Annotated in this window: 21 protein-coding genes; 14 read left to right on the plus strand and 7 right to left on the minus strand. The window is 70.2% G+C overall.

Translation table 11 applies throughout. The features are described from left to right. The first annotated feature begins 13 nt into the window (after positions 1 to 13). Genes A8M77_RS01055 through A8M77_RS01075 form a run of 5 tightly spaced genes read left to right on the plus strand, consistent with a single transcriptional unit; the run spans position 14 to position 6,329 of the window. Complete coding sequence (locus A8M77_RS01055) at positions 14 to 1,525, plus strand: sugar ABC transporter ATP-binding protein (RefSeq protein ID WP_086919706.1); 1,512 nt, start codon at positions 14 to 16, stop codon at positions 1,523 to 1,525. Further along, positions 1,518 to 2,570: an ABC transporter permease gene (locus tag A8M77_RS01060; RefSeq protein ID WP_086919707.1), complete on the plus strand. Its 1,053-nt coding sequence runs from the start codon at positions 1,518 to 1,520 to the stop codon at positions 2,568 to 2,570. Before A8M77_RS01055 ends, A8M77_RS01060 begins: the two co-directional genes overlap by 8 nt. Further along, positions 2,567 to 3,595: a galactofuranose ABC transporter, permease protein YjfF gene (gene yjfF / locus A8M77_RS01065; RefSeq protein WP_086919708.1), complete on the plus strand. Its 1,029-nt coding sequence runs from the start codon at positions 2,567 to 2,569 to the stop codon at positions 3,593 to 3,595. Before A8M77_RS01060 ends, yjfF begins: the two co-directional genes overlap by 4 nt. 39 nt (positions 3,596 to 3,634) lie before the next feature. Then, entirely contained in the window at positions 3,635 to 5,380 is a 1,746-nt protein-coding gene (locus tag A8M77_RS01070) for an IlvD/Edd family dehydratase (protein ID WP_086919709.1), read from the plus strand. Between the two features lie 22 nt (positions 5,381 to 5,402). Further along, a complete protein-coding gene (locus A8M77_RS01075; protein ID WP_086919710.1) occupies positions 5,403 to 6,329 on the plus strand; it encodes a dihydrodipicolinate synthase family protein in 927 nt (308 codons plus the stop codon). 24 nt (positions 6,330 to 6,353) lie between these two features. Here A8M77_RS01075 and A8M77_RS01080 read toward each other — a convergent pair whose 3' ends face one another. Further along, on the minus strand, positions 6,354 to 7,511 hold the full coding sequence (locus A8M77_RS01080) for an FAD-dependent monooxygenase (RefSeq protein WP_086919711.1): 1,158 nt from the start codon (positions 7,509 to 7,511) through the stop codon (positions 6,354 to 6,356). A gap of 187 nt (positions 7,512 to 7,698) precedes the next feature. Here A8M77_RS01080 and A8M77_RS01085 point away from each other — a divergent pair, with 187 nt between their 5' ends. Then, the gene (locus A8M77_RS01085; RefSeq protein ID WP_086919712.1) at positions 7,699 to 8,700 is read left to right on the plus strand and encodes an AraC family transcriptional regulator; all 1,002 of its coding nucleotides are present in this window, start codon (positions 7,699 to 7,701) and stop codon (positions 8,698 to 8,700) included. 53 nt (positions 8,701 to 8,753) lie between these two features. Then, on the plus strand, positions 8,754 to 9,482 hold the full coding sequence (locus tag A8M77_RS01090) for a glutathione S-transferase (RefSeq protein ID WP_086919713.1): 729 nt from the start codon (positions 8,754 to 8,756) through the stop codon (positions 9,480 to 9,482). A 144-nt stretch (positions 9,483 to 9,626) separates the two neighbouring features. Here the strand turns inward: A8M77_RS01090 and rsmI are convergent, their stop codons facing one another. Beyond that, on the minus strand, positions 9,627 to 10,559 hold the full coding sequence (gene rsmI, locus A8M77_RS01095; RefSeq protein ID WP_086919714.1) for a 16S rRNA (cytidine(1402)-2'-O)-methyltransferase: 933 nt from the start codon (positions 10,557 to 10,559) through the stop codon (positions 9,627 to 9,629). Positions 10,560 to 10,561: 2 nt separating this feature from the next. Here rsmI and A8M77_RS01100 point away from each other — a divergent pair, with 2 nt between their 5' ends. The 3 genes from A8M77_RS01100 (at position 10,562) to A8M77_RS01110 (ending at position 12,420) form a co-directional block, all read left to right on the plus strand. After that, positions 10,562 to 10,948: a YraN family protein gene (locus A8M77_RS01100; protein ID WP_443269852.1), complete on the plus strand. Its 387-nt coding sequence runs from the start codon at positions 10,562 to 10,564 to the stop codon at positions 10,946 to 10,948. A gap of 99 nt (positions 10,949 to 11,047) precedes the next feature. Continuing rightward, a complete protein-coding gene (locus A8M77_RS01105) occupies positions 11,048 to 11,677 on the plus strand; it encodes an SIS domain-containing protein (protein WP_086919715.1) in 630 nt (209 codons plus the stop codon). Further along, the gene (locus tag A8M77_RS01110; RefSeq protein ID WP_086919716.1) at positions 11,674 to 12,420 is read left to right on the plus strand and encodes a BON domain-containing protein; all 747 of its coding nucleotides are present in this window, start codon (positions 11,674 to 11,676) and stop codon (positions 12,418 to 12,420) included. Before A8M77_RS01105 ends, A8M77_RS01110 begins: the two co-directional genes overlap by 4 nt. A gap of 4 nt (positions 12,421 to 12,424) precedes the next feature. Here the strand turns inward: A8M77_RS01110 and A8M77_RS01115 are convergent, their stop codons facing one another. Genes A8M77_RS01115 through A8M77_RS01125 form a run of 3 tightly spaced genes read right to left on the minus strand, consistent with a single transcriptional unit; the run spans position 12,425 to position 15,867 of the window. Beyond that, complete coding sequence (locus A8M77_RS01115; RefSeq protein WP_086919717.1) at positions 12,425 to 13,345, minus strand: NAD(P)-dependent oxidoreductase; 921 nt, start codon at positions 13,343 to 13,345, stop codon at positions 12,425 to 12,427. Positions 13,346 to 13,382: 37 nt separating this feature from the next. Next, a complete protein-coding gene (locus A8M77_RS01120) occupies positions 13,383 to 14,372 on the minus strand; it encodes a Bug family tripartite tricarboxylate transporter substrate binding protein (protein ID WP_086919718.1) in 990 nt (329 codons plus the stop codon). Positions 14,373 to 14,406: 34 nt separating this feature from the next. Then, positions 14,407 to 15,867: an amidase gene (locus A8M77_RS01125; RefSeq protein ID WP_443269855.1), complete on the minus strand. Its 1,461-nt coding sequence runs from the start codon at positions 15,865 to 15,867 to the stop codon at positions 14,407 to 14,409. Positions 15,868 to 15,990: 123 nt separating this feature from the next. On the opposite strand from A8M77_RS01125, the gene A8M77_RS01130 reads away from it, so the two are divergent. After that, positions 15,991 to 16,902 carry a LysR family transcriptional regulator gene (locus A8M77_RS01130; RefSeq protein WP_086919720.1) on the plus strand — a complete coding sequence of 304 codons (912 nt, stop codon included), beginning with the start codon at positions 15,991 to 15,993 and terminating at the stop codon, positions 16,900 to 16,902. 9 nt (positions 16,903 to 16,911) lie between these two features. Here A8M77_RS01130 and A8M77_RS01135 read toward each other — a convergent pair whose 3' ends face one another. After that, positions 16,912 to 18,048, minus strand: coding sequence for a PilT/PilU family type 4a pilus ATPase (locus tag A8M77_RS01135; protein WP_086919721.1), 1,137 nt, complete (start codon positions 18,046 to 18,048; stop codon positions 16,912 to 16,914). A gap of 140 nt (positions 18,049 to 18,188) precedes the next feature. After that, positions 18,189 to 19,232, minus strand: a complete 1,044-nt coding sequence (locus A8M77_RS01140; protein WP_086919722.1) for a type IV pilus twitching motility protein PilT — start codon at positions 19,230 to 19,232, stop codon at positions 18,189 to 18,191. A gap of 38 nt (positions 19,233 to 19,270) precedes the next feature. Here A8M77_RS01140 and A8M77_RS01145 point away from each other — a divergent pair, with 38 nt between their 5' ends. From A8M77_RS01145 to A8M77_RS01155, 3 genes are all read left to right on the plus strand, one after another. Further along, positions 19,271 to 19,957, plus strand: a complete 687-nt coding sequence (locus A8M77_RS01145) for a YggS family pyridoxal phosphate-dependent enzyme (protein ID WP_086919723.1) — start codon at positions 19,271 to 19,273, stop codon at positions 19,955 to 19,957. Between the two features lie 108 nt (positions 19,958 to 20,065). Next, entirely contained in the window at positions 20,066 to 21,337 is a 1,272-nt protein-coding gene (locus A8M77_RS01150; protein ID WP_086919724.1) for a Glu/Leu/Phe/Val family dehydrogenase, read from the plus strand. 85 nt (positions 21,338 to 21,422) lie between these two features. Beyond that, positions 21,423 to 22,043, plus strand: a complete 621-nt coding sequence (locus tag A8M77_RS01155; protein WP_202820590.1) for a nucleoside/nucleotide kinase family protein — start codon at positions 21,423 to 21,425, stop codon at positions 22,041 to 22,043. The last annotated feature ends 22 nt before the right edge of the window (positions 22,044 to 22,065 follow it).

A 22,065-nucleotide genomic window follows, 5' to 3' on the forward strand; every position in this document is an offset into this window, starting at 1 on the left:
GTCGGGGAAGACCATGGAACCGGTCCTGGAGCTCACGGGCATTCGCAAGCAATTCGCCGGCGTGGATGCGCTGCGCGACGTGCAGCTGCGCCTCTACCCCGGCGAGATCCATGCGCTGATGGGGCAGAACGGTGCGGGCAAGTCCACGCTGATCAAGGTGCTGACCGGCGCGCTCAGCTCCGGCGGCGGCAGCATGCGGCTGGGCGGCGAGCCGATCCAGCCGGCTTCGCCGCTGGAAGCGCAGAAGCTGGGCATCAGCACCGTCTACCAGGAAGTCAACCTCTGTCCCAACCTCTCGGTGGCCGAGAACGTGTTCGCCGGCCGCTATCCGCGGCACGGCGCGGCGCAGGGCTTGCGCATCGACTGGTCGGCGGTGAACCGCCGCGCGCGCGAGCTGCTGGCGCGCATCGGGCTGGACATCGACGTCTCGCGGCTGCTGTCGAGCTACCCGGTGGCGGTGCAGCAGATGGTGGCGATCGCGCGGGCGCTGGGCGTGTCCTCGAAGGTGCTGATCCTCGACGAGCCGACCTCCAGCCTGGACGAGGACGAGGTGCGCAAGCTCTTCGAGGTGCTGCGCAGGCTGCGCGACGAAGGCCTGGCGATCGTCTTCGTGACCCATTTCCTGAATCAGGTCTATGCGGTGTCGGACCGCATCACCGTGCTGCGCAACGGCGCCTGGGTGGGCGAGTGGCGCGCCGCCGAACTGGGCCCGCAGGCGCTCATCGCCGCGATGCTGGGCCGCGAGCTGGCGGCGCAGTCCGGGCGCGCGGCGGGGCTTCCGCCCGTCGGCATCGACGCGCCCGCGCTGCTGGAGGCGCAGGGATTGGCGCAGGCCGGGCAACTGCAGCCGGTGGACCTGCGCGTGCGCGCGGGCGAGATCGTGGGCCTGGCCGGCCTGCTGGGCGCGGGCCGCACCGAGCTGGCGCGGCTGCTCTTCGGGCTGGAGGCGCCGGACCGCGGCCAGCTGCGCATCGACGGCGAGGTGGTGCGCTTCGCGAGCCCCGCCGATGCGATCCGCCACGGCCTCGCGCTGTGCCCCGAGGAGCGCAAGACCGACGGCATCGTCGCCGAGCTGTCGCTGCGCGAGAACATCGCGCTGGCGCTGCAGGCGCGGCGGGGCATGCGCCGCTTTCTCTCGCGCGCCGAGCAGGCGGCGCTGGCCGAGCGCTACGTGCAGGCGCTGGACATCAAGACCGCCAGCGTGGACACGCCCATCGGCCTGCTCTCCGGCGGCAACCAGCAGAAGGCCATCATCGCGCGATGGCTCGCCACCGAGCCGCGCCTCCTGATCCTGGACGAGCCCACGCGCGGCATCGACGTCGCGGCCAAGCAGGAGATCATGGCGCAGATCGTGCGCCTGGCGCAGGCCGGGATGGCGGTGCTCTTCATCTCTTCGGAGATGAGCGAGGTGGTGCGCGTGGCGCATCGCATCGTGGTGCTGCGCGACCGCGCCAAGGTGGGCGAGCTGCCGGCCGGCAGCACCGAGGACGAGGTCTGCGAACTGATTGCGGCGACCCATGAGTGAGGCTCCCTCTTCCAACCCCGTGGCCGCGGCGCTGCGCCATCGGCTGGCCTGGCCGCTCCTGACGCTGGTGCTGCTGCTCGCGCTCAACGCGGCCTTCAACCCGGGCTTCCTGCACCTCGAGTGGCGCGACGGCCATCTCTACGGCAGCCTGATCGACATCCTCAACCGCGCGGCGCCGCTGGTGCTGGTCTCGCTGGGCATGACGCTGGTCATCGCCACCCGCGGCATCGACATCTCGGTGGGCGCGGTGGTCGCCATCGCGGCGGCCACGGCGGCCTGGATGATCGGCGGCTCGGTCTCGGGCAACGTCAGCCGCTTCCCGATGCCGGTGGCGATCGCGGCGGCCGTCGGCATCGCGCTCGCGTGCGGCCTGTGGAACGGGCTGCTGGTCGCGCGGGTGGGCATGCAGCCCATCATCGCCACGCTGATCCTCATGGTGGCCGGGCGCGGCATCGCGCAGCTGATCACCGGCGGGCAGATCATCACCATCTACTACCAGCCCTTCTTCTTCCTCGGCAGCGGCTACCTGCTGGGGCTGCCCTTCTCGCTCTTCGTGGTGGGGCTGGTGTTCGTGCTGCTGTACCTGGCGATCACGCGCACGGCGCTGGGTCTCTTCATCCAGGCGGTGGGCATCAACCCCACGGCGGCGCGCGTGGCCGGCGTGCAGGCACGGCGGCTGGTGGTGGGCGCCTATGCCTTCTGCGGCGCCTGCGCCGGCGTCGCGGGCCTCCTGATCAGCTCCAACGTGAAGAGCGCGGACGGCAACAACGCCGGCCAGCTGCTCGAGCTGGATGCGATCCTGGCCGTCACCCTGGGCGGTACCGCGCTGACCGGCGGGCGCTTCAGCCTGGTGGGCAGCGTGATCGGCGCGCTGATCATCCAGACGCTGACCTACGCGATCTACTCGCTGGGCGTGCCGCCGGAGATCAACCTCGTGGTGAAGGCGGTGGTGGTGTTCGCGGTGATGCTGCTGCAGTCGCCGGAGTTCCGCGCCACCATCGGCGCGCTGGCACGGCGAGCGCCGCTGGAAGGAGCGCAGCGATGAGCGCGGTGATGGACAAGCGGGAAGCGCCGGTCGTCGCCGCCGCGCCGGGGGCCGGCCGTCGCACGCGCTTCAACCCCAAGTACCTGCCGCTGGCTGCCACCATCTCGCTCTTCGTCGCCATGGGCGCGCTGGGCTCGGTGCTCTACGACGGCTTCTTCTCGGCCCAGGTCTTCCTCAACCTGCTGATCGACAACGCCTTCCTGATCGTGGTGGCGGTGGGCATGACCTTCGTGATCCTCTCCGGCGGCATCGACCTGTCGGTGGGTTCGGTGATCGCGCTCACCACCATGGTGTCGGCCTCGCTGGTGGAGAAGCACGGCTGGAACCCGGTGGCCGTGATCCCGCTGGTGCTGCTGATGGGCACGGCCTTCGGCGGCGTGATGGGCGTGCTGATCGAGCGCTTCCGGCTGCAGCCCTTCATCGTCACGCTGGCCGGCATGTTCCTCGCGCGGGGGCTGTGCTACCTGATCAGCATCGATTCGATCAGCATCACCAACGAGTTCTATTCCTCGGTGTCGCAGCTGCGCATCCCGGTGGGCGGTGACGCCTCCCTGTCGATCAGCGCGGTGATCGCGCTGCTCGTGCTGCTGGCGGCGGTGTTCGTCGCGCACTGCACGCCCTTCGGCCGCACCGTTTACGCCATCGGCGGCAGCGAGCACTCGGCCATGCTGATGGGCTTGCCGGTGCGCTCTACGCTGGTGGGCGTGTATGCGCTCTCGGGCTTCTGCTCGGCGCTGGCCGGCGTGATCTTCACCTTCTACATGCTCTCGGGCTACGGCCTGCATGCGATGGGCCTGGAGCTGGACGCCATCGCGGCCGTGGTGATCGGCGGCACGTTGCTGACCGGCGGCGTGGGCTACGTGGCCGGCACGCTGTTCGGCGTGCTCACGCTGGGAATCATCCAGACCCTGATCGCCTTCGACGGCACGCTGAGCTCCTGGTGGACGCGCATCGTCGTGGGCGCGCTGCTGTTCTTTTTCTGCCTGCTGCAGCGCTTCTTCACCGCGCGGGCGCCGCGGCGCTGAGACCCGTCTTTCCTCTCTGTTCCCAACGAGGCCCTTTCGATGCCGGATGCCCCCAAGAAACTACGTTCCGCCCAATGGTTCGGCCCGGCCGACAAGAACGGCTTCATGTACCGCAGCTGGATGAAGAACCAGGGCATCCCCGACCACGAATTCGACGGCCGCCCGATCGTGGGCATCTGCAACACCTGGTCCGAGCTCACGCCCTGCAACGCGCACTTCCGCAAGCTCGCCGAGCACGTGAAGCGCGGCATCTCGGAGGCCGGTGGCTTTCCCGTGGAGTTTCCGGTGTTCTCCAACGGCGAGTCGAATCTGCGGCCGACCGCGATGCTCACCCGCAACCTGGCCAGCATGGACGTGGAGGAGGCGATCCGCGGCAACCCCATCGACGCGGTGGTGCTGCTGGCCGGCTGCGACAAGACCACGCCCGCGCTGCTGATGGGCGCGGCCAGCTGCGACGTTCCGGCCATCGTGGTGAGCGGCGGGCCCATGCTCAACGGGAAGCTCGAGGGGCGCGACATCGGCTCGGGCACCGCGGTGTGGCAACTGCACGAATCGCTCAAGGCCGGCGAGATCGACCTGCACCAGTTCCTCGCCGCCGAGGGCGGCATGTCGCGCTCGGCCGGCACCTGCAACACCATGGGCACGGCCTCCACCATGGCCTGCATGGCCGAGGCGCTGGGCGTCGCGCTCCCGCACAACGCCGCGATCCCCGCGGTGGATGCGCGCCGCTACGTGCTGGCGCAGATGTCGGGTGCGCGAGTGGTGGCGATGGCCAAGGAGGGCCTCACGCTGTCGAAGATCCTCACGCGCGAAGCCTTCGAGAACGCGATCCGCGTGAACGCGGCCATCGGCGGCTCGACCAATGCGGTGATTCACCTGAAGGCGATCGCCGGCCGCATCGGCGTCGACCTGGCGCTGGAGGACTGGACGCGCATCGGCCGCGGCACGCCTACCCTGGTCGACCTGCTGCCCTCGGGCCGCTTCCTGATGGAGGAGTTCTACTACGCCGGCGGCCTGCCCGCGGTGCTGCGCCGCCTCGGCGAGGCCGGCCTGCTGCCGCACCCGGACGCGCCGACCGTCAATGGCCGCTCGCTGTGGGACAACGTACGCGACGCGCCCAGCTACAACGACGAGGTGATCCGCCCGCTCGACAAGCCGCTCCTGGACGATGGCGGCATCTGCATCCTGCGCGGCAACCTGGCGCCGCGGGGAGCGGTGCTCAAGCCCTCGGCGGCCACGCCGGAGCTGCTGAAGCACCGCGGTCGCGCGGTGGTGTTCGAGGACTTCGACGACTACAAGCGGCGCATCGGCGACGAGTCGCTGGAAGTCGATGCGAGCTCCGTGCTGGTGATGAAGAACTGCGGACCGCGCGGCTACCCCGGTATGGCCGAGGTCGGCAACATGGGCCTGCCGCCCAAGCTGCTGCGCCAGGGCATCAAGGACATGGTGCGCATCTCCGACGCGCGCATGAGCGGCACGGCCTACGGCACGGTGGTGCTGCACGTGGCGCCCGAGGCCGCGGCGGGCGGACCGCTGGCGGCGGTGCGCGACGGCGACTGGATCGAGCTGGACTGCGAGGCCGGCCGCCTGCACCTGGACGTCGGCGACGAGGAACTCGCCGCGCGGCTGGCGGCACGGGCGAGTGCGCAACCGGCGGCGCCGCCGGCCGCGCGCGGCGGCTACGCCCGCCTCTACGTCGACCACGTGCTGCAGGCCGACGAGGGCTGCGACTTCGATTTCCTGGTCGGCTGCCGCGGCGCCGAGGTGCCGCGCCACTCGCATTGAACTTCCTTCTCCTGGAGCTCGCATGACCCTGGATTCACCGCGCCACCGCGGCATCTTCCCGGTGGTACCCACCACCTTCACCGACACGGGCGAGCTCGACCTCGACAGCCAGCGGCGCTGCATCGACTTCATGATCGATGCCGGCTCGGACGGGCTCTGCATCCTGGCCAACTTCTCCGAGCAGTTCCTGCTGGCCGACGAGGAGCGCGAGCTGCTCACGCGCACGGCGCTCGAGCACGTGAAGGGCCGCGTGCCGGTGATCGTCACCACCACGCACACCAGCACGCAGGTGTGCGCCGCGCGCAGCCGGCGCGCGCAGGACATGGGCGCTGCCATGGTGATGGTGATGCCGCCCTATCACGGCGCCACCTTCCGCTTCGCGGAGCCGCAGATCCACGCCTTCTACGCGCGGCTCTCGGATGCCATCGGCATCCCCATCATGATCCAGGACGCGCCGGCGAGCGGTACGCCGCTGTCCGCGGCCTTCCTCGCGCGGATGGCCATGGAGATCGAGCACGTCGCCTACTTCAAGATCGAGACCGCGGGTGCCGCGTCGAAGCTGCGCGAGCTGATCCGGCTCGGCGGCCAGGCCATCGAGGGGCCGTGGGACGGCGAGGAAGCGATCACGCTGCTGCCCGACCTCGACGCCGGCGCCACCGGCTCGATGACCGGCGGCGGCTACCCGGACGGCATCCGCCCCATCATCGAAGCCCATCGCAACGGCGACCGCGAAAAGGCGCTGGCGCTGTACGAGCGCTGGCTGCCCCTGATCAACTACGAGAACCGCCAGGCCGGTTTCCTGGCCGCGAAGGCGCTGATGAAGGAGGGCGGCGTGATCGCCTGCGAGGCGCCGCGCCATCCGTGGCCGGGCCTGCATCCGCAGACGCGCAAGGGCTTGGTCGAGGTGGCCCGGCGGCTCGATCCGCTGGTGCTGCGCTGGGGGCGTTGAGCGGGTGCCGCGCGATGCCCGCTCTTACGGCGTCTCCAGCGGGATCGTCCAGGCGTCGTAGCCGTACACCCAGTCGGCGTTGCCGCCGGCCTTGAGCCACTCGTTGCCGCGCGAGCCGAGCTGGATCCTGCCGGCGCGCTCGATGCGAATGGCCTCGTAGCGCGCGAGGGCAGCCTGCACGTCCTGCGGGCCCTGCACGGCGGCGAGGTTGCGCGCGAGCACCACGGCATCCTCGATCGCCATGCCGGCGCCCTGCGCCATGAAGGGCATCATCGGGTGGCAGGCGTCGCCCAGCAGCGTCATGGGCCCGATCGACCAGCGGGGCAGCGGGTCGCGCTCGTACAGCGCCGTCTTCAGCACGCTGTCGCAGGCGTCGAGCAGCGCCCGCGCATCGGGATGGAAGTCGGCGTAGAAGCCGCGCAGCTCGTCGACGCTGCCGGCCGTCGTCCACGACTCGTCGTGCCACGATGCCTGCGCGGTGGTGGCGAAAACGAAAGTGTCGCGCCCCTGGTTGAGCGGGAAGGTCACGATCTGGCTCTGCGGCGTGGGGCCCCACCACTTGGTGAAGGCCGCGATGTTCGGCACATGCCGCACCCGCTCGGTCGGCACCACGGCGCGGAAGGCCACCACGCCGGTGAAGCGCGGCTTCTCCGCGCCGAACATCGCGGTGCGCACGGCCGAGTGGATGCCGTCGGCGCCGACCAGCACGTCGAAGGTCGTGGCCTTGTCCTGGTCCTCCTGGCCCTCGAAGCGGATGCTCGCGCCTTCGGCGGTCGCGGCAATGGACGCGGCGCGGCACCCGAAGCGGACCCGCTCCGCCGGGAAGGCGTCGGCCAGCGCGGCCAGCAGGTCCGCGCGGTGGATCGTCAACTGCGGCGCGCCGTACTTGCGTTCGGCCTCGTCGCCCATGGGCAGGCGCGAGGTCTCCTCGCCGGTGTCCCACAGGCGGCTGATGCGATGGGTGGGGCGCGCGCCCGATTCCCGCGCGGCCCTGGCGATGCCTTCGCCCAGGCCGTCGAGCGCGCGCACCGCATTGGGCGTGAGATTGATGTCCGCGCCGACGCGGAAGAATTGCCTGGCCTGCTCGAACACCGTGACGTCGTGGCCTGCACGGTGCAAGGCGTTCGCCGCGGCGAGGCCGCCGATCCCGGCGCCGACGACGCCGATCTTCAAAGTACCCATGGTTGTCCTTTCCTGCGGGCGATGTGCGCCAAACGGGGGGCAGCCCGGCGCCGTTGTGTCAAGATGTCCTCTCGATGGGACATGAGCTCGATTGTTCGGAAACGGTGTCCTGCCCTCAACCGCCGGGCGTCCACAAAGAGGCACGATTCGTCCCGCCCGCCGCGATGCATTGCAGGAGCGAGGGGCGATGGATGTCCTGAGCGAGGTGCTCGCGATCTGCCGTTCGGAGCGTGCGGTGACGGCGCGCTTCTCCCTGAGTGCGCCGTGGGGCCTGCATTCGGCCGGCGTGCCCGGCGCGATGATCCGGCTGTCGCGTGGCGCCCCCTACTGGATCGAACTGGAAGGCAGCGCGCCGGTGCGGGTGGAGACGGGCGACCTGGTCATGCTGCCGCTGGGCGCGCCGCACACGATCGCCTCGGTGCCCGGCGTGGCGGCGACGCCTTTCGCCGATCTCATCGCGCAACATGCCGACGGCCCCAAGGACGAGAACCCCCTGGTCTTCAGCCACGGCGGCGGAGGCGAGGGCACCGAGATGTTCTCCGCGCTGCTGTGGTTCTCCGCGTACTGCCGCCACTCAGTGTTCCGGATGCTGCCACCCCTCATCCACATCCGCGAGAGCGAGATGCCGATGGCCGGCTGCCTGGCCACGACCATGCAGTCGCTCATCCTGGAGACACTGCAGCGCCGTCCCGGCTGGCGCCTGTCGGCGGGTCGCATGGGCGAGCTGCTCCTGGTCAACATCCTGCGCGAGCGGCTGGGGCGCCAGGCGGCGCTCGACCCGGGCTGGCTGCGCGGGCTGACCGACCCGGCGATCGCGCGCGCGATCATGGGCATCCATCGCGCACCCCAGGAGGCATGGAGCGTCGAGCAGCTGGCTGGGGAGGCCGCCATGTCGCGTTCGCGCTTCTGCGCCAGGTTCAAGGCACTGGTCGGTGAGACGCCGATCGGCTACCTGACGGCCCATCGCATGGCCTTGGCGGCCGAGAAGCTCGAAGCGGGAGGGCTTGCCGCGAGCCGCATTGCCGAAGAGGCGGGCTACGAATCGGAGAAGGTCTTCGCGCGCGCCTTCAGCCGCTGGTCGGGCGTGACGCCGGGCGCCTACGTGAGGCGCGAGCGGGAGCGCCGCAAACAGCTGGCGGAATTCGCCGACGGCGCGGATGCCCAGCCGGCGCGGACAATGCGCTCATGAGCCGCACGGCCGCTCCGAAGGCGAATGCCGCAGCCGAAGGCGAAGGAACTCCAATGACCTACCAGCTCCACTACTGGCCCACGATCCAGGGCCGCGGCGAATTTGTCCGGCTCGCGCTGGAGGCCGCCGGTGCCGAGTACGTCGACGTGGCGCGCGCGCCGTCCGGCAAGGGCGGCGGCGAGGCTGCGCTGGCCGGGCGGCTGCGCGACCCCGGCAATCCGCGTGCCTCCTTTGCGCCGCCCTTCCTGGTCGACGGCGACGTGGTGGTCGGCCAGACGGCCGCCATCCTGCTGTACCTGGGGCCGCGGCTGGGCCTCGCCGGCATCGGCGAGACCGACGCACTGTGGACGCACCAGCTGCAGCTCACCGTCGCCGATGCGGTGGCCGAGGCGCACGACACGCACCACCCGATCTCCACCGGCGCCTACTACGAAGACCAGCGCGAGGCGGCGCGCGCGCGCGCCAAGGCCTTTCGCGAGGAGCGCATTCCGAAGTTCCTCGACTGGTTCGAGCGCGTGCTGCAGCTCAATCCCTCGGGCGACCGGCATCTGGTGGGGGACAGCCTGACCTATGCCGATCTGTCGCTGTTCCAGCTGGTGGCCGGGCTGCGCTACGCGTTCCCGAAGGCCACGGCGCGCGCGCTTGCGAACGCGCCGGCGGTGGTCAAGCTGCATGCCAGCATCGCGCGCCGGCAACGGGTGCACGACTACCTGAAGAGCCCACGGCGCATCCCGTTCAATGAAGAGGGCATCTTCCGTTGCTATCCGGAACTCGACGGGTGAGATGACGCTCTCCCCCAGGCTCCCCCACTTCGTGTGGTCCGCCAACCCCCTCACCGGGGGCGACACCAGCGGCCCGGCAAAGCCGGTTCCGCGGTGTCTCCCGAATGGGCCTGGCTTTGCCGGCCGCGTGCAACGAGATCCGTTTCAGTCGATTCGCTTTTCGCGCAGGCGCAGCGCCAGGTCGTAGAGCGCATTGCGCGGCGCGCCGCTGATCTCGGCGGCGAGCCGCACCGCGCTCTTGAGCGGCAGCTCGGCGAGCAGCAGGCGCAGCACCCGCTCGCCCTCGGCGCCGTCGTCCTGCGCGGCGGGCCGGGGATGCAGCACCAGTGCGAACTCGCCGCGCGTGCGGTCGCGGCCGGCTGCCAGCCACGCGGGCAGGGCGGCGGCCGTGGTGGTGGCGATCTCCTCGAACTGCTTGGTGAGCTCACGTCCCAGCGTCACGCGCCGTTCGCCGAGGACGGCCAGCGCGCGCGCCAGGGCCTCGATGCGGTGCGGCGCTTCCAGCAGTACCACGCTGCGCGGCTCGGCGGCCAGCGCCTGCACTGCGGCATCGCGCTCGCCGGCCTTGCTGGGCAGGAAGCCGGCGAAGACGAAGGCGCCTTCTTCCGCGCCGCCTACCAGCCCGGCGGCTGCGATCAGGGTGGTCACGCTGCTGGCGCCGGGCAGCGGCAGCACGCGCAGGCCGGCTTCGTGCACCGCGGCTGCGAGGCGCGCACCCGGGTCGCTGACACCGGGCGTGCCCGCATCGCTGACATAGGCGATGCGCTCGCCGGCCGCGAGGCGCGCCACCACGGCCTGGGCGGCCTCGGCCTCGTTGTGCTGGTGCAGCGCCAGCAGCTGCGCCGACGGGCGCTCGATGCCGTAGGCGCGCAGCAGGCCCTGCGTGTGGCGCGTGTCCTCGCAGGCCACCGCGTCGACGAACTGCAGCACCTGCAGCGCGCGCAGCGTGATGTCCGCCAGGTTGCCGATCGGCGTCGCGACCATGTAGAGCGTGCCTTCGGGATAATGCTGGGCGCCCGCGGCATCGCGCGCGGCCTGCAGGGCAGCGCCGAAGGAGGCGGGGGCGAGGGAGGTCAAGGGTGTTTCTCCAGAACAAGAAGGTGGCGGGCGCCACCACCAAGCAGCGCGGCGATGCGGCGGAAGAGGCCGCGCTCGCGCATCTGCAGGCAGCCGGCCTCGCGCTGGTTGCGCGCAATTATCGAACTCCGGGCCGCGGCGGCGGCGAGATCGACCTGGTCATGCGCGACCCGCGCGACGGCACGCTGGTCTTCGTCGAGGTGCGCCAGCGCGCGGGCGCCAGCCATGGCGGCGCCGCGGGCAGCATCACGGCCACCAAGCGCCGGCGCATCGTGTTCGCCGCGCGGCACTACCTGAGCCGGCTGCGTGTGTGGCCGCCCTGCCGCTTCGACGTGGTGCTGGTGGAGGGGCGCATCGAATGGGTCCGCGCGGCCTTCGATGCCGACTGAAATCATGTGGCCCTCACATCGACGGAACCCTTCGCGCGCATGGCACTCAACGCCTGCAATAACCTTTTGTTTCGCGACCCGCAGTTATCATCCCGGCCCATGCTCGAGCAACGGATCCAGCAGCATTTCATCGACAGCGCCGACCTCAAGTACCAGGCAGGCCCGCTTCTCAGCAAACCGATCTCCCAGGCGATGCAGGCGCTGCTCGCCTGTGTCACCAGCGGGGGCAAGATCCTGGCCTGCGGCGCCGGCGTCTCGGGCCTGCTGGCCTCGCAGTTCGCAGCGCAGTTCGTCGGCCGCTTCGAGCGCGAGCGCCCGGGGCTGGGGGCCATCGCGCTGCCGTTCGACGACACCACCGACCCCGCCGCGGACACCGAGGCGGCCGCCGACCCCGATCGCTTCGCGCGCCAGGTGCGCGCGCTGGGGCAGGCCGGCGACGTGCTGCTGGCCCTGAGCGCGAGCGGCCAGTCGGCCGCCGTCCTGGCCGCGGTCGAGGCGGCGCATGCGCGCGACATGAGCGTGATCGCCCTGCTCGGCAATGCGGCGGGCGGTGGCGCGAGCAGCAGCCCCGGCGGCGCCGTCGGGCGCGCGCTGCGCGAAACCGATGTCCAGGTCTGCGTGCCGCACGAACGCGCGGCGCGCATCCATGAAGTCCACCTGCTTGCGCTGCACTGCCTGTGCGACGGCGTGGATGCCCAGTTACTCGGAGAACAGGAAGGTTCCTTATGACGTTGACATCCATCCATCGCCTCGTGCTGGGCGCGGCCGCCGCTGCCGCGCTGGCCGCGAGCCTGTCCGCCTGCGTGCCGCTGGTGGTCGGCGGCGCCGCGGTGGTCGGCGCGGGCATGGTGGCCACCGATCGCCGCAGCTCCGGCGCCCAGCTCGACGACCAGGGCATCGAACTGCGTGCAGCCGCGCGGGTGCGCGAGATCGCCAACGACCAGATGTACGTCAGCGTCACCAGCTTCAACCGCCAGGTGCTGCTGACCGGCGCCGTGGGCAACGAGGCCGACAAGCGCCGGGTAGAAGAGCTGGTGCGCCGCGTGGACAACGTGCGCTCGGTGGTCAACGAGCTCACCATCGGGCCGCCGAGCACCTTCCAGCAACGCTCCAACGACACCCTCATCGTCGGCAAGATCAAGGCCTCGCTGCTCGATGCCAAGGACGTCTTCGCCAACTCGTTCAAGGTGGTGGTCGATCGCGGCACCGTCTACCTGATGGGCCTGGCCACGCGGCGCGAGACCGACCGGGCCACCGACATCGCGCGCGGCGTGTCCGGCGTGGAGAAGGTCGTGCGAGTGGTCGAGGTCGTGAGCGAGGCGGAATTGGCCGGACAGCAGCCTGGCGGCACCGGCAGCCCGTCGCCTGCATCGCGCTCCAACGTGCCCTTGCCACCGATGGAGCCGCTGCCGCCGGCCAATTCGCCGGCGCCTTCGGGCGGGGCGGGTGCGGTGGCAACACCCGTGCGCTGAGACGCTACTTGAGTCGAGTGATCAGGCTGGAGGTGTCCCAGCGCCGCCCGCCGGCCTGCTGCACGTCGGCATAGAACTGGTCCACCAGCGCGGTCACCGGCAGTTGCGCGCCGTTGCGCCTGGCCTCGTCGAGCACCAGGCCCAGGTCCTTGCGCATCCAGTCGACGGCGAAGCCAAAGTCGAATTGGCCCTCGACCATGGTCTTGCCGCGGTTGTCCATCTGCCAGCTCTGCGCGGCCCCCTTGCCGATCACGGCCAGCACCTCGTTCATGTCGAGCCCGGCGCGCTGGCCGAAGGCGATGGCTTCCGCGAGGCCCTGCACCAGGCCGGCGATGGCGATCTGGTTGACCATCTTCGCGAGCTGGCCCGCACCGCTTTCTCCCAGGCGGGTGACGGCGCGCGCGAAGGCCGCGATCACCGGCTTCGCGCGCTCGAAGGCCGCGGCGTCGCCGCCGCACATCACCGTGAGCATGCCGTTCTGCGCGCCGGCCTGGCCGCCGGAGACGGGGGCGTCGATGAACTGCAGCCCGCGCTCGAGCGCGGCCTTCGACAGCTCGCGCGCCACGTCGGCCGAGGCGGTCGTGTGGTCGACGAAGACCGTGCCTTTCGCCATGCCGGCGTAGGCGCCGTCCTCGCCCAGCACCACCGAGCGCAGGTCGTCGTCGTTGCCGACGCAGCAGAACACGATGTCGGCTTCGGCGGCGGCTTCGCGCGGCGTGGGCGCGTGGCGCACGCGGCCCTTGGCCTGGGTGGCGAACTCCTGCTGCCAGGCGGCCGACTTCGCGGCCGTGCGGTTGTAGACCGCCACGTCATGGCCCGCCAGGGCGAGATGGCCAGCCATGGGGTGGCCCATCACGCCGAGGCCGAGAAAGGCGACGCTGTGCGCCGCGACGGGGTCGTAACTCTTGGGGATGAGATTGCTCATGGGAGCCGAGCTTAGTTCGCTTTTCGGCGCCCTCCGGTCAATCCGCCTTGATGTCCGAGCGCGCGGCTGCGGCACGCATCCGGGGCAACTCGGTCTCGATGCGCGCCTTCAGCGCTGCGCCGTTGCCCCAGGCGTGGGTCAGGCCGAGCTCGGCCAGCTTCTTCTTCATCTCCGGCGTGTTCGCGACCTCGGCCAGGGCCTGCTCGAGCTTCTGCTGGACCGCGGGCGGCAGGCCGGCCGGGCCGAGCAGGGCGAACCAGGTGCCCATCTCGAAGCCCGGATAGCCGCTCTCGGCCACCGTCGGCACCTGCGGCAGCAAGGGCAGGCGCTGTGCCGAGAGCACGGCGATGGGCCTGATCTTGCCGGCCTTGATCAGCGGCGCCGTGGCCACCAGCGTGTCCACCGCCACCTGCACCTGGCCGCCCATCAGCGCGGTGAGGCTGGGCGCGCTGCCGTTGAAGGGCACGTGCACCATGCCGATACCGGCCGCCGACTTGAGCATCTCGCCGCCGAAGTGCACCGAGGAGCCGGTGCCGAAGGACCCGTAGGAGAGCTTGTCCGGCTCCGCCTTGGCCTGCGCCACGATGTCCTTCAGCGTCTTGCCGGGTGTGGCCTCGCCGGCCACCAGGACCAGGCTCATGTCGGCCACCATGCCGATCGGGGTGAAGCTGCGCAACGGGTCGTAGGGCAGGGAGGGGCGGATCGCCGGGTTGATCGTGAGCGTGCTGCTGGAGCCCAGCAGCAGCGTGTAGCCGTCCGGCGGCGCCTTGGCGACGAGCGAGGCGCCGATCACGGTGCTGGCGCCGGGCTTGTTCTCCACCACCACCGGCTGGCGCAGCTTCTCGCCGAGCCCGCTCGCCAGCAGGCGGCCCAGCACGTCAGTGGCACCGCCCGGCGCGAAGGGGATCAGCAGCTTGACCGGCCGGGTGGGGTAGTCGGCCTGGGCGAGGCTGCCGGTGGAGGCGGCGGCCAGCGTGCAGGCGGCCAGGAGGCCGCGGAGGAAATGGCGCAAAGATTTCTTGCTCATGGCGAGCTCCTGTCGATCAAAGAAAGAGACGCCCTCAGCCCAGCAGCGGGCTGGCCACGCGCGCACAGGCGCTGGCCTGGTCGTAGGCATGACCGACCTGCAGCACGGCCCAGTCGGCTTGGGCCGGGCCGATGATCTGGATGCCCGCGGGCAGCCCGCCGGGGCCGAAGCCGGCGGGCGCGGCCAGGGCCGGCAGCCCGGCCATGGTGGCGGGCACTACGGCCTGCATCCAGCGGTGGTAGGTATCCATGGCCCGGCCGTCGATGGCGTGCGGCCAGTCGAGATCGGCATCGAAGGGGAAGACCTGGGCCGCGGGCATCACGAGGAAGTCGAAGCGCTCGAACAGGCCGCGCAGCGCCTGGTACCAGGCTGAGCGCGTGCGGGCGGCGTGATAGACCTCCTGGCCCGAGAGCCGCAGGCCGCGCTCGATCTCCCACACCGCTTCGGGCTTGAGCAGGGCGCGCTGGGCCGGGTCCTCGTAGAGCGGCGCGTTGGCGCCGGTGAAGGTGAAGCTGCGCAGATCGATCCAGGCGCGCCACAGGGCCTCGAGGTCGAAGTCGGGCCGCACCGGGTCGACCGTGCAGCCGAGGGTCTCGAAATGGCGCAGCGTCTGCGTGCAGGTGGCCAGCAGGCCGGGCTCGGTCGGCAGGTGGCCGCCCAGGTCGCCGAGCCAGCCGATGCGGGTGCCGCGGAAGTCGCGCGCCAGCCTCTGGGTGAACACGGCGGGATCGTCCTGCCGGCGGGTCAGCGGCAGGCGCGGGTCGAAGCCGGCCAGGACGGACAGCAGCAGCGCCAGGTCCGGGATGTTGCGCGCCATCGGGCCGGCAACGCTGAACTGCTGGAAGAAGAGCTCGTCGGTCGGGCCGTGCGGCACGCAGCCGAAGGAGGTGCGCAGGCCGTAGACGTTGTTGAAGGCCGCGGGCGTGCGCAGCGAGCCCATCATGTCCGAGCCGTCGGCCAGGGGCAGCATGCGCAGCGCCACGGCCACGCCGGCGCCGCCGCTGCTGCCGCCGGCGGAGCGCGCCGGGTCGAACGCGTTGCGGGTGGTGCCGTAGACGGGGTTGTAGGTGTGGCCGCCGAGGCCGAACTCGGGCGAATTGCTGCGGCCGACGAAGATCGCACCGCCACGGCGCATACGCTCGAACACCACGGCGTCGGTGCGCGAGACCTGCCCCTGGAAGATTGGCGAGCCGCGCGTCGTGACCATGCCGGCGACCGGCATGATGTCCTTCGGCGCCTGCGGGAAGCCGTGCAGCGGGCCCAGGGACTCGCCGCGCGCGAGTCGCTCGTCGCAGGCCGCGGCCTGCAGGCGCAGCGCCTCGGGATCCGGCCGCGCGACCAGGGCATTGACGACCGGGTTGAGCCGGTCGATCTGCGCGAGGTAGGCGTCGAGCACCTCGGCGCAGGACAGGGTGCGGGCGTGAATGGCGCGGGACAGGGCCGTGGCGTCGAGCGCCACGATGTCGTCGCCCGGCGTGGGAGGGCTCAGGCTCAAGGGCATGGGTCGGTGACAGCAAATGGGGAAGCTGCGCGCAGGATAGGCAAGGTACGGCTTGAGGACAATCGCCGTTTTTTCCAGCTATCTTTGCGATTTACGCAAACCGGAGCCGCTGTGCCGATGCTGTCTCACCGCTTGCAGGAGACCTCGCTGCGCTACTTCCTCGAGGTGGTGCGCTGCGGCTCCCTCACCGAGGCGGGGGTACGCCTGAACGTGACCGCCTCGGCCGTCAGCCGCCAGGTCGCGATGCTGGAGGCCGTGCTGGGCGTGCCGCTGTTCGACCGCCGTCCGCGCGGCATGGCGCCGAGCGCGGCCGGCGAGTTGCTGGCGGCGCACGCGCGGCGCGTGGCCCTGGAGGCGGACCGGGTGGTGTCGGACATCCAGGGCCTGCAGGGGCTGCGGCGCGGGCGGGTGCGTGTCGCCAGCTCGGCGGGCTTCGCCATCGAGTTCCTGCCGCGTGCCATTGCGGCCTTCCGCGAGCGCTTCCCAGGCATCCAGTTCCACCTGCGGGTGGCGAGCCCGATGGAAGTGACCACGGCGGTGCTGCACGGCGATGCCGATATCGGCCTGACCTACAGCCGCACCGCCGAGCAGGGCATCCGCGTCGAACTCCGGCAGCCGGCCCCGGTGCTGGCCATCATGCGCATCGACCATCCGTTGGCGCGGCTGCGCAGCGTGACGCTGGCACAGATGCGGGCCTATCCGATCGCGCTGCCCGAGGCCGACAACACGGTGCGCCAGCTCTTCGACATTGGCTGCAGCGAACGCCGCATGGTGTTCGAGCCGGTGCTGGTCAGCAACCATTTCGAGGCGCTCACCAACTTCGTTCTGTACGGCGGTGGCCTCTCGATCTCGGGCGAGGTCACGGTGCGCGAGAGGGTGCGGCGCGGCGAACTGCATGCCGCCGAGATCCGCGAGCGCGGCATGCGCGGTCGCGCGATCGAGCTGCAGACGCTGGCCGATCGCACGCTGCCGGAGGTGGTGCGGACCTTCCTGGGCTTCCTGCGCGAGCAGTTGCCAGCGCCCGACTGAGCGCCGGGTTCAGACGATCGCGAAGTGCTCGGTGCCGGCCGAGAGATCGGTCGTGCGCGCGCGCTGGCTGTTGAGCTTGATCTGCAGCCGCAGGTCGTTGGCCGAGTCGGCGTTGCGCAGTGCGTCCTCGAAGGAAATCATGTGCGTCTCGAACAGGTCGAACAGCGCCTGGTCGAAGGTCTGCATGCCGAGGTTGCGGCTCTTCTTCATGATGTCCTTGATCTCGCCCACCTCGCCCTTGAAGATCATGTCGCCGATCAGCGGGGTGTTCAGCAGGATCTCCACCGCAGCCACGCGGCCGTGGCCGTCTTCGGTCGGGATCAGGCGCTGCGAGATCAGCGAGCGCAGGTTGAGCGACAGGTCCATCAGCAGCTGGGCCCGGCGCTCCTCGGGGAAGAAGTTGATGATCCGGTCCAGTGCCTGGTTTGCGCTGTTGGCGTGCAGCGTGGCCATGCACAGGTGGCCGGTCTCGGCGAAGGCCACCGCGTGCTCCATGGTCTCGCGGTCGCGGATCTCGCCCATCAGAATCACGTCGGGCGCCTGTCGCAGCGTGTTTTTGAGTGCGGCCTCCCAGCTGTCGGTGTCGATGCCCACCTCGCGCTGGGTCACCACGCAGTTCTTGTGCGGGTGGACGAATTCCACCGGATCCTCCACCGTCACGATGTGGCCGTAGGAGTTCTCGTTGCGCCAGTCGATCATCGCGGCCAGCGTGGTCGACTTGCCCGAGCCGGTGGCGCCCACCAGGATGCACAGGCCGCGCTTGGTCATTGCCACGTCCTTGAGGATCTGCGGCATGTTCAGGCCGTCGATGGTGGGCAGTGTGGCCGGGATGGTCCGCAGCACCATGCCCACCTTTCCCTGCTGCACGAATGCGTTGACCCGGAAGCGGCCGATACCGGTCGGGGAGATCGCGAAGTTGCACTCCTTGGTGCGCTCGAACTCGGCCGTCTGCCGGTCGTTCATGATCGAGCGCGTCAGCGCCAGCGTGTGCTGCGCGCCCAGGGCCTGCTGTGAGACCTTGGTGACCTTGCCGTCGACCTTGATCGCTGGCGGGAAGTCGGCGGTGATGAACAGGTCGCTGCCGTTGCGGCTGACCATCAGCTTGAGCAGTTCGTTGATGAACTGGCTGGCTTGATCGCGTTCCATGAGGATGCAGCTCCTAGTTGAATGACGTTGGTCCGTAAGCGATGCGGCCGACCGCCGGGCCGCTGCAAGGCGGCCGCACCTCCCCCTCGGGGGGTGGAGTTGCACGCGCGCGGCGCGTGAAAAGCCGGGGGGCCATGGTGCTAGCCCGGGAAGTTTTCGGGGATCTTGGCCTTGCTGCGCGCTTCGGCCGGCGAAATGACGTTGCGCCGCACGAGGTCCGTCAGACACTGGTCGAGCGTCTGCATGCCCTGGTTGATGCCGGTCTGGATCGTCGAGTACATCTGCGCGACCTTGTTCTCGCGGATCAGGTTGCGGATGGCCGGTGTGCCCAGCATGATCTCGTGCCCCGCGACCCGGCCCTGGCCGTCCTTGGTCTTGCACAGGGTCTGGGAGATCACGGCCTGCAGCGACTCGGACAGCATGGCGCGGATCATTTCCTTCTCCTCGCCGGGGAACACGTCGATGATCCGGTCGATGGTCTTGGCCGCCGAGGAGGTGTGCAGGGTGCCGAACACGAGGTGGCCGGTCTCGGCCGCGGTCATGGCCAGGCGGATGGTTTCCAGGTCGCGCATTTCGCCCACGAGGATGGCGTCCGGGTCCTCGCGCAGCGCCGAGCGCAGCGCGTTGGCGAAGGACAGCGTCATCGGCCCCACCTCGCGCTGGTTGATCAGGCACTTCTTGGAGTCGTGCACGAACTCGATCGGGTCCTCCACCGTCAGGATGTGGCCGTATTCGGTTTCGTTGAGGTAGTTGACCATCGCCGCCAGCGTGGTCGATTTGCCGGAGCCCGTGGGGCCGGTCACCAGCACCAGGCCGCGCGGCTTGAGCGCCAGGTCGCCGAAAATCTTGGGCGCGTTCAGCTGCTCCAGAGTGAGGATCTTCGAGGGGATGGTCCGGAACACGGCCGCCGCGCCCCGGGCCTGGTTGAAGGCGTTCACGCGGAAGCGCGCGAGGCCGTCGATCTCGAAGGAAAAATCGACCTCGAGGAATTCTTCGTAGTGCTTGCGGTGCGTGTCGCTCATGATGTCGTACACCATGGCGTGCACCGCCTTGTGGTCGAGTGCGTCGACGTTGATGCGCCGCACGTCGCCGTGAACCCGGATCATCGGGGGCAGGCCGGACGACAGGTGCAAGTCCGATGCCTTGTTCTTGACGCTGAAGGCCAGCAGTTGGGTGATGTCCACGAAGTTCCTCGGTGACGTTTTGATACGTTTGAACGATTATGACGATGATTGGTGACAAGCTCCAGCAGGTTCGAGCCCGGATCGTGACAGCGTGCACGGCTTGCGGCCGCGATCCGGCGAGCGTGCGCTTGCTTGCGGTATCCAAGACCTTCCCCGCCGAAGCGGTGCGGGAAGCCCGTTCCGCCGGCCAGATTGCCTTCGGCGAGAACTATGTGCAAGAGGGGGTGGCCAAGATCGAGGCGCTGTCCGACCTGCGCGGCGGCCTCGAATGGCACTGCATCGGCCCCCTGCAGAGCAACAAGACGCGGCCGGTGGCGGCGCATTTCGACTGGGTGCACAGCATCGACCGGCTCAAGATCGCCGAGCGGCTGGCCGAACAGCGCCCTGCGGAACTGCCGCCGCTGCAGGTCTGCCTGCAGGTCAATGTGGACAGCGGCGCCAACAAGTCCGGCGTGACGCCCGAGGAGGCCTTGCCACTGGCCCGGGCTGTGGCGGCGTTGCCACGTCTGCGGCTGCGCGGGCTGATGGCGATCCCCGAGCCGGCGCCGGATTTCGAGGCGCAGCGGGCTGTGTTCCTGCGCGCCGCGGCGGTGCTCGGCGAATTGCGCGGCGCGGGGCTGGACGTGGACACGCTGTCGCTGGGCATGTCGGCCGACCTCGAGGCGGCCATCGCGGCCGGCAGCACGATGGTCCGGATCGGCACGGCCATCTTCGGGTCGCGCTGAACGGCCCGGTTGCCGCAAGCGCATAAGGCCCAACGCATCGCGCATAGACCATGGCGCGGGCCGGTGCGCAGGACTATCGTGCGCGGCTTCGCAACAACGCAAAGAGCCATGAGCGCCGATCTGTCCTACGTTCAACCGACCGCCAACAGCCCCTGGGGCACCTACCTGTCGCAGGTCGACCGCGTCGTGCCCTACCTGGGCAATCTGGCCCGCTGGGTCGAGACCCTCAAGCGGCCCAAGCGCGCGCTGATCGTCGACGTGCCGATCGAGATGGACGACGGCACCATCGCCCACTTCGAGGGCTATCGCGTGCAGCACAACATGTCGCGCGGCCCGGGCAAGGGCGGCGTGCGCTTCCACCCCGACGTGACACTGGAAGAGGTGATGGCCCTGTCGGCCTGGATGACGGTCAAGACCGCCGCGGTGAACCTGCCCTACGGCGGCGCCAAGGGCGGCATCCGCGTCGATCCGAAGAAGCTCTCGCGGCAGGAGCTGGAGAAGGTGACCCGCCGCTACACGAGCGAGATCGGCATCATCATCGGCCCGCAGCAAGACATCCCCGCGCCCGACGTCAACACCAACGCCCAGATCATGGCGTGGATGATGGACACCTACTCGATGAACGTCGGCGGCACCTCCACCGGCGTGGTCACGGGCAAGCCGCTGCACCTGGGCGGCTCGCTGGGCCGGGTGAAGGCCACCGGCCGCGGCGTATTCGTCACCGGCCGCGAGGCAGCGCGGCGTCTGGGCCTGGACCTGCGCGGCGCGCGCATCGCGGTGCAGGGCTTCGGCAACGTGGGCTCGGTGGCGGCGGAACTGTTCGCCGAGGCCGGCGCGAAGATCGTCGCGGTGCAGGACCACACCGGCACCATCGTCAACGCCAACGGGCTGGACCTGAAGGCCCTGGTGCCGCTGTCGCGCACCGAGGGCGTGGTGGGCTTCAAGGGCGGCGACGTGGTCGCCAACGAGTCCTTCTGGGACGTGGCCTGCGATATCCTGATCCCCGCGGCCCTCGAAGGGCAGCTGACCGCGGAGCGCGCGAAGAAGACCCAGGCAAGGCTCGTCCTCGAAGGCGCCAACGGCCCGACAGTGCCGGAGGCCGATGACATCCTGGCCGATCGCGGCATCCTCGTGGTGCCCGACGTGATCTGCAACGCCGGCGGCGTGACGGTCAGCTACTTCGAGTGGGTGCAGGATTTCTCGTCCTTCTTCTGGGACGAGGACGAGATCAACCAGCGGCTGGACCGCATCATGATGAACGCGCTGAACCAGATCTGGGATACGGCCGACCGCCATCGGATCACGCTGCGCACGGCGACCTTCGCGGTGGCCTGCGAGCGCATCCTGATGGCGCGGCAGGAGCGCGGGCTGTATCCATGAGTCCCCACGCCCGGCGCTGCGTGTCCTCGCTGCCCCCCGAGGGGGCTCAGGCCGGCTTTGGGTGGCCCGGCGCCGGCCTGTACCCGTGATCCCAGCGCACGACCTGAGCCACATCGAGGCCCTGCTGGCCGACGGACAGCGCAAGCTGCTCGGGTTGGTCGGCGCGCCGGGGGCGGGCAAGTCCACGCTCGCGCAGGCGCTCGTGCAGGCCCTGCCCGGGCGGGCGCAGGTCGTGCCGATGGACGGCTTCCACCTGGCCCAGGCCGAGTTGCAGCGCCTGGGCCGCGCCGAACGCAAGGGCGCGCCCGACACCTTCGACAGCGCGGGCTATGCCGCGCTCCTGCGACGCCTGCGTGAGCAGCGCGCGGGCGAGACCGTCTATGCACCCGAGTTTCGCCGCGAGATCGAGGAGCCCATCTCCGGCGCGATCGCCGTGCTGCCACAGACGCAGCTGGTGATCACCGAAGGCAACTACCTGCTGCTGGATGAAGGCCCCTGGGCCGAAGCCGCGCCGCTGCTGGACGAGGTCTGGTACGTGGAGGTCGACGACGCACTGCGCCTGGAGCGTCTGGTGCGCCGCCATCAGCAGTTCGGCCGCAGCCGAGAGCAGGCGCTGGCCTGGGTGGCGCAGACCGACGAGCCCAATGCCCGCCGCATCGTCGCCACGCGCGCGCGGGCGCACCGCGTGATCCGCATCGACACTTGAACGGTCGGGGAACAAGCAGGCC

Origin of the sequence: Variovorax sp. JS1663, from assembly GCF_002157355.1 — a bacterium.
Classification (GTDB): domain Bacteria; phylum Pseudomonadota; class Gammaproteobacteria; order Burkholderiales; family Burkholderiaceae_C; genus Variovorax.

Excerpts from the sequence above, each read along its gene's own strand:
- A8M77_RS01135 (WP_086919721.1), bottom strand. The coding sequence starts at position 18,048 with ATGGAACGCGATCAAGCCAGCCAGTTCATCAACGAACTGCTCAAGCTG.
- A8M77_RS01150 (WP_086919724.1), top strand. The coding sequence starts at position 20,066 with ATGAGCGCCGATCTGTCCTACGTTCAACCGACCGCCAACAGCCCCTGG.
- A8M77_RS01110 (WP_086919716.1), top strand. The coding sequence starts at position 11,674 with ATGACGTTGACATCCATCCATCGCCTCGTGCTGGGCGCGGCCGCCGCT.
- A8M77_RS01070 (WP_086919709.1), top strand. The coding sequence starts at position 3,635 with ATGCCGGATGCCCCCAAGAAACTACGTTCCGCCCAATGGTTCGGCCCG.
- A8M77_RS01055 (WP_086919706.1), top strand. The coding sequence starts at position 14 with ATGGAACCGGTCCTGGAGCTCACGGGCATTCGCAAGCAATTCGCCGGC.
- A8M77_RS01120 (WP_086919718.1), bottom strand. The coding sequence starts at position 14,372 with ATGAGCAAGAAATCTTTGCGCCATTTCCTCCGCGGCCTCCTGGCCGCC.
- A8M77_RS01075 (WP_086919710.1), top strand. The coding sequence starts at position 5,403 with ATGACCCTGGATTCACCGCGCCACCGCGGCATCTTCCCGGTGGTACCC.
- A8M77_RS01115 (WP_086919717.1), bottom strand. The coding sequence starts at position 13,345 with ATGAGCAATCTCATCCCCAAGAGTTACGACCCCGTCGCGGCGCACAGC.
- A8M77_RS01145 (WP_086919723.1), top strand. The coding sequence starts at position 19,271 with ATGACGATGATTGGTGACAAGCTCCAGCAGGTTCGAGCCCGGATCGTG.
- A8M77_RS01085 (WP_086919712.1), top strand. The coding sequence starts at position 7,699 with ATGGATGTCCTGAGCGAGGTGCTCGCGATCTGCCGTTCGGAGCGTGCG.
- yjfF (WP_086919708.1), top strand. The coding sequence starts at position 2,567 with ATGAGCGCGGTGATGGACAAGCGGGAAGCGCCGGTCGTCGCCGCCGCG.
- A8M77_RS01105 (WP_086919715.1), top strand. The coding sequence starts at position 11,048 with ATGCTCGAGCAACGGATCCAGCAGCATTTCATCGACAGCGCCGACCTC.
- A8M77_RS01090 (WP_086919713.1), top strand. The coding sequence starts at position 8,754 with ATGACCTACCAGCTCCACTACTGGCCCACGATCCAGGGCCGCGGCGAA.
- A8M77_RS01060 (WP_086919707.1), top strand. The coding sequence starts at position 1,518 with ATGAGTGAGGCTCCCTCTTCCAACCCCGTGGCCGCGGCGCTGCGCCAT.
- A8M77_RS01080 (WP_086919711.1), bottom strand. The coding sequence starts at position 7,511 with ATGGGTACTTTGAAGATCGGCGTCGTCGGCGCCGGGATCGGCGGCCTC.
- A8M77_RS01130 (WP_086919720.1), top strand. The coding sequence starts at position 15,991 with ATGCTGTCTCACCGCTTGCAGGAGACCTCGCTGCGCTACTTCCTCGAG.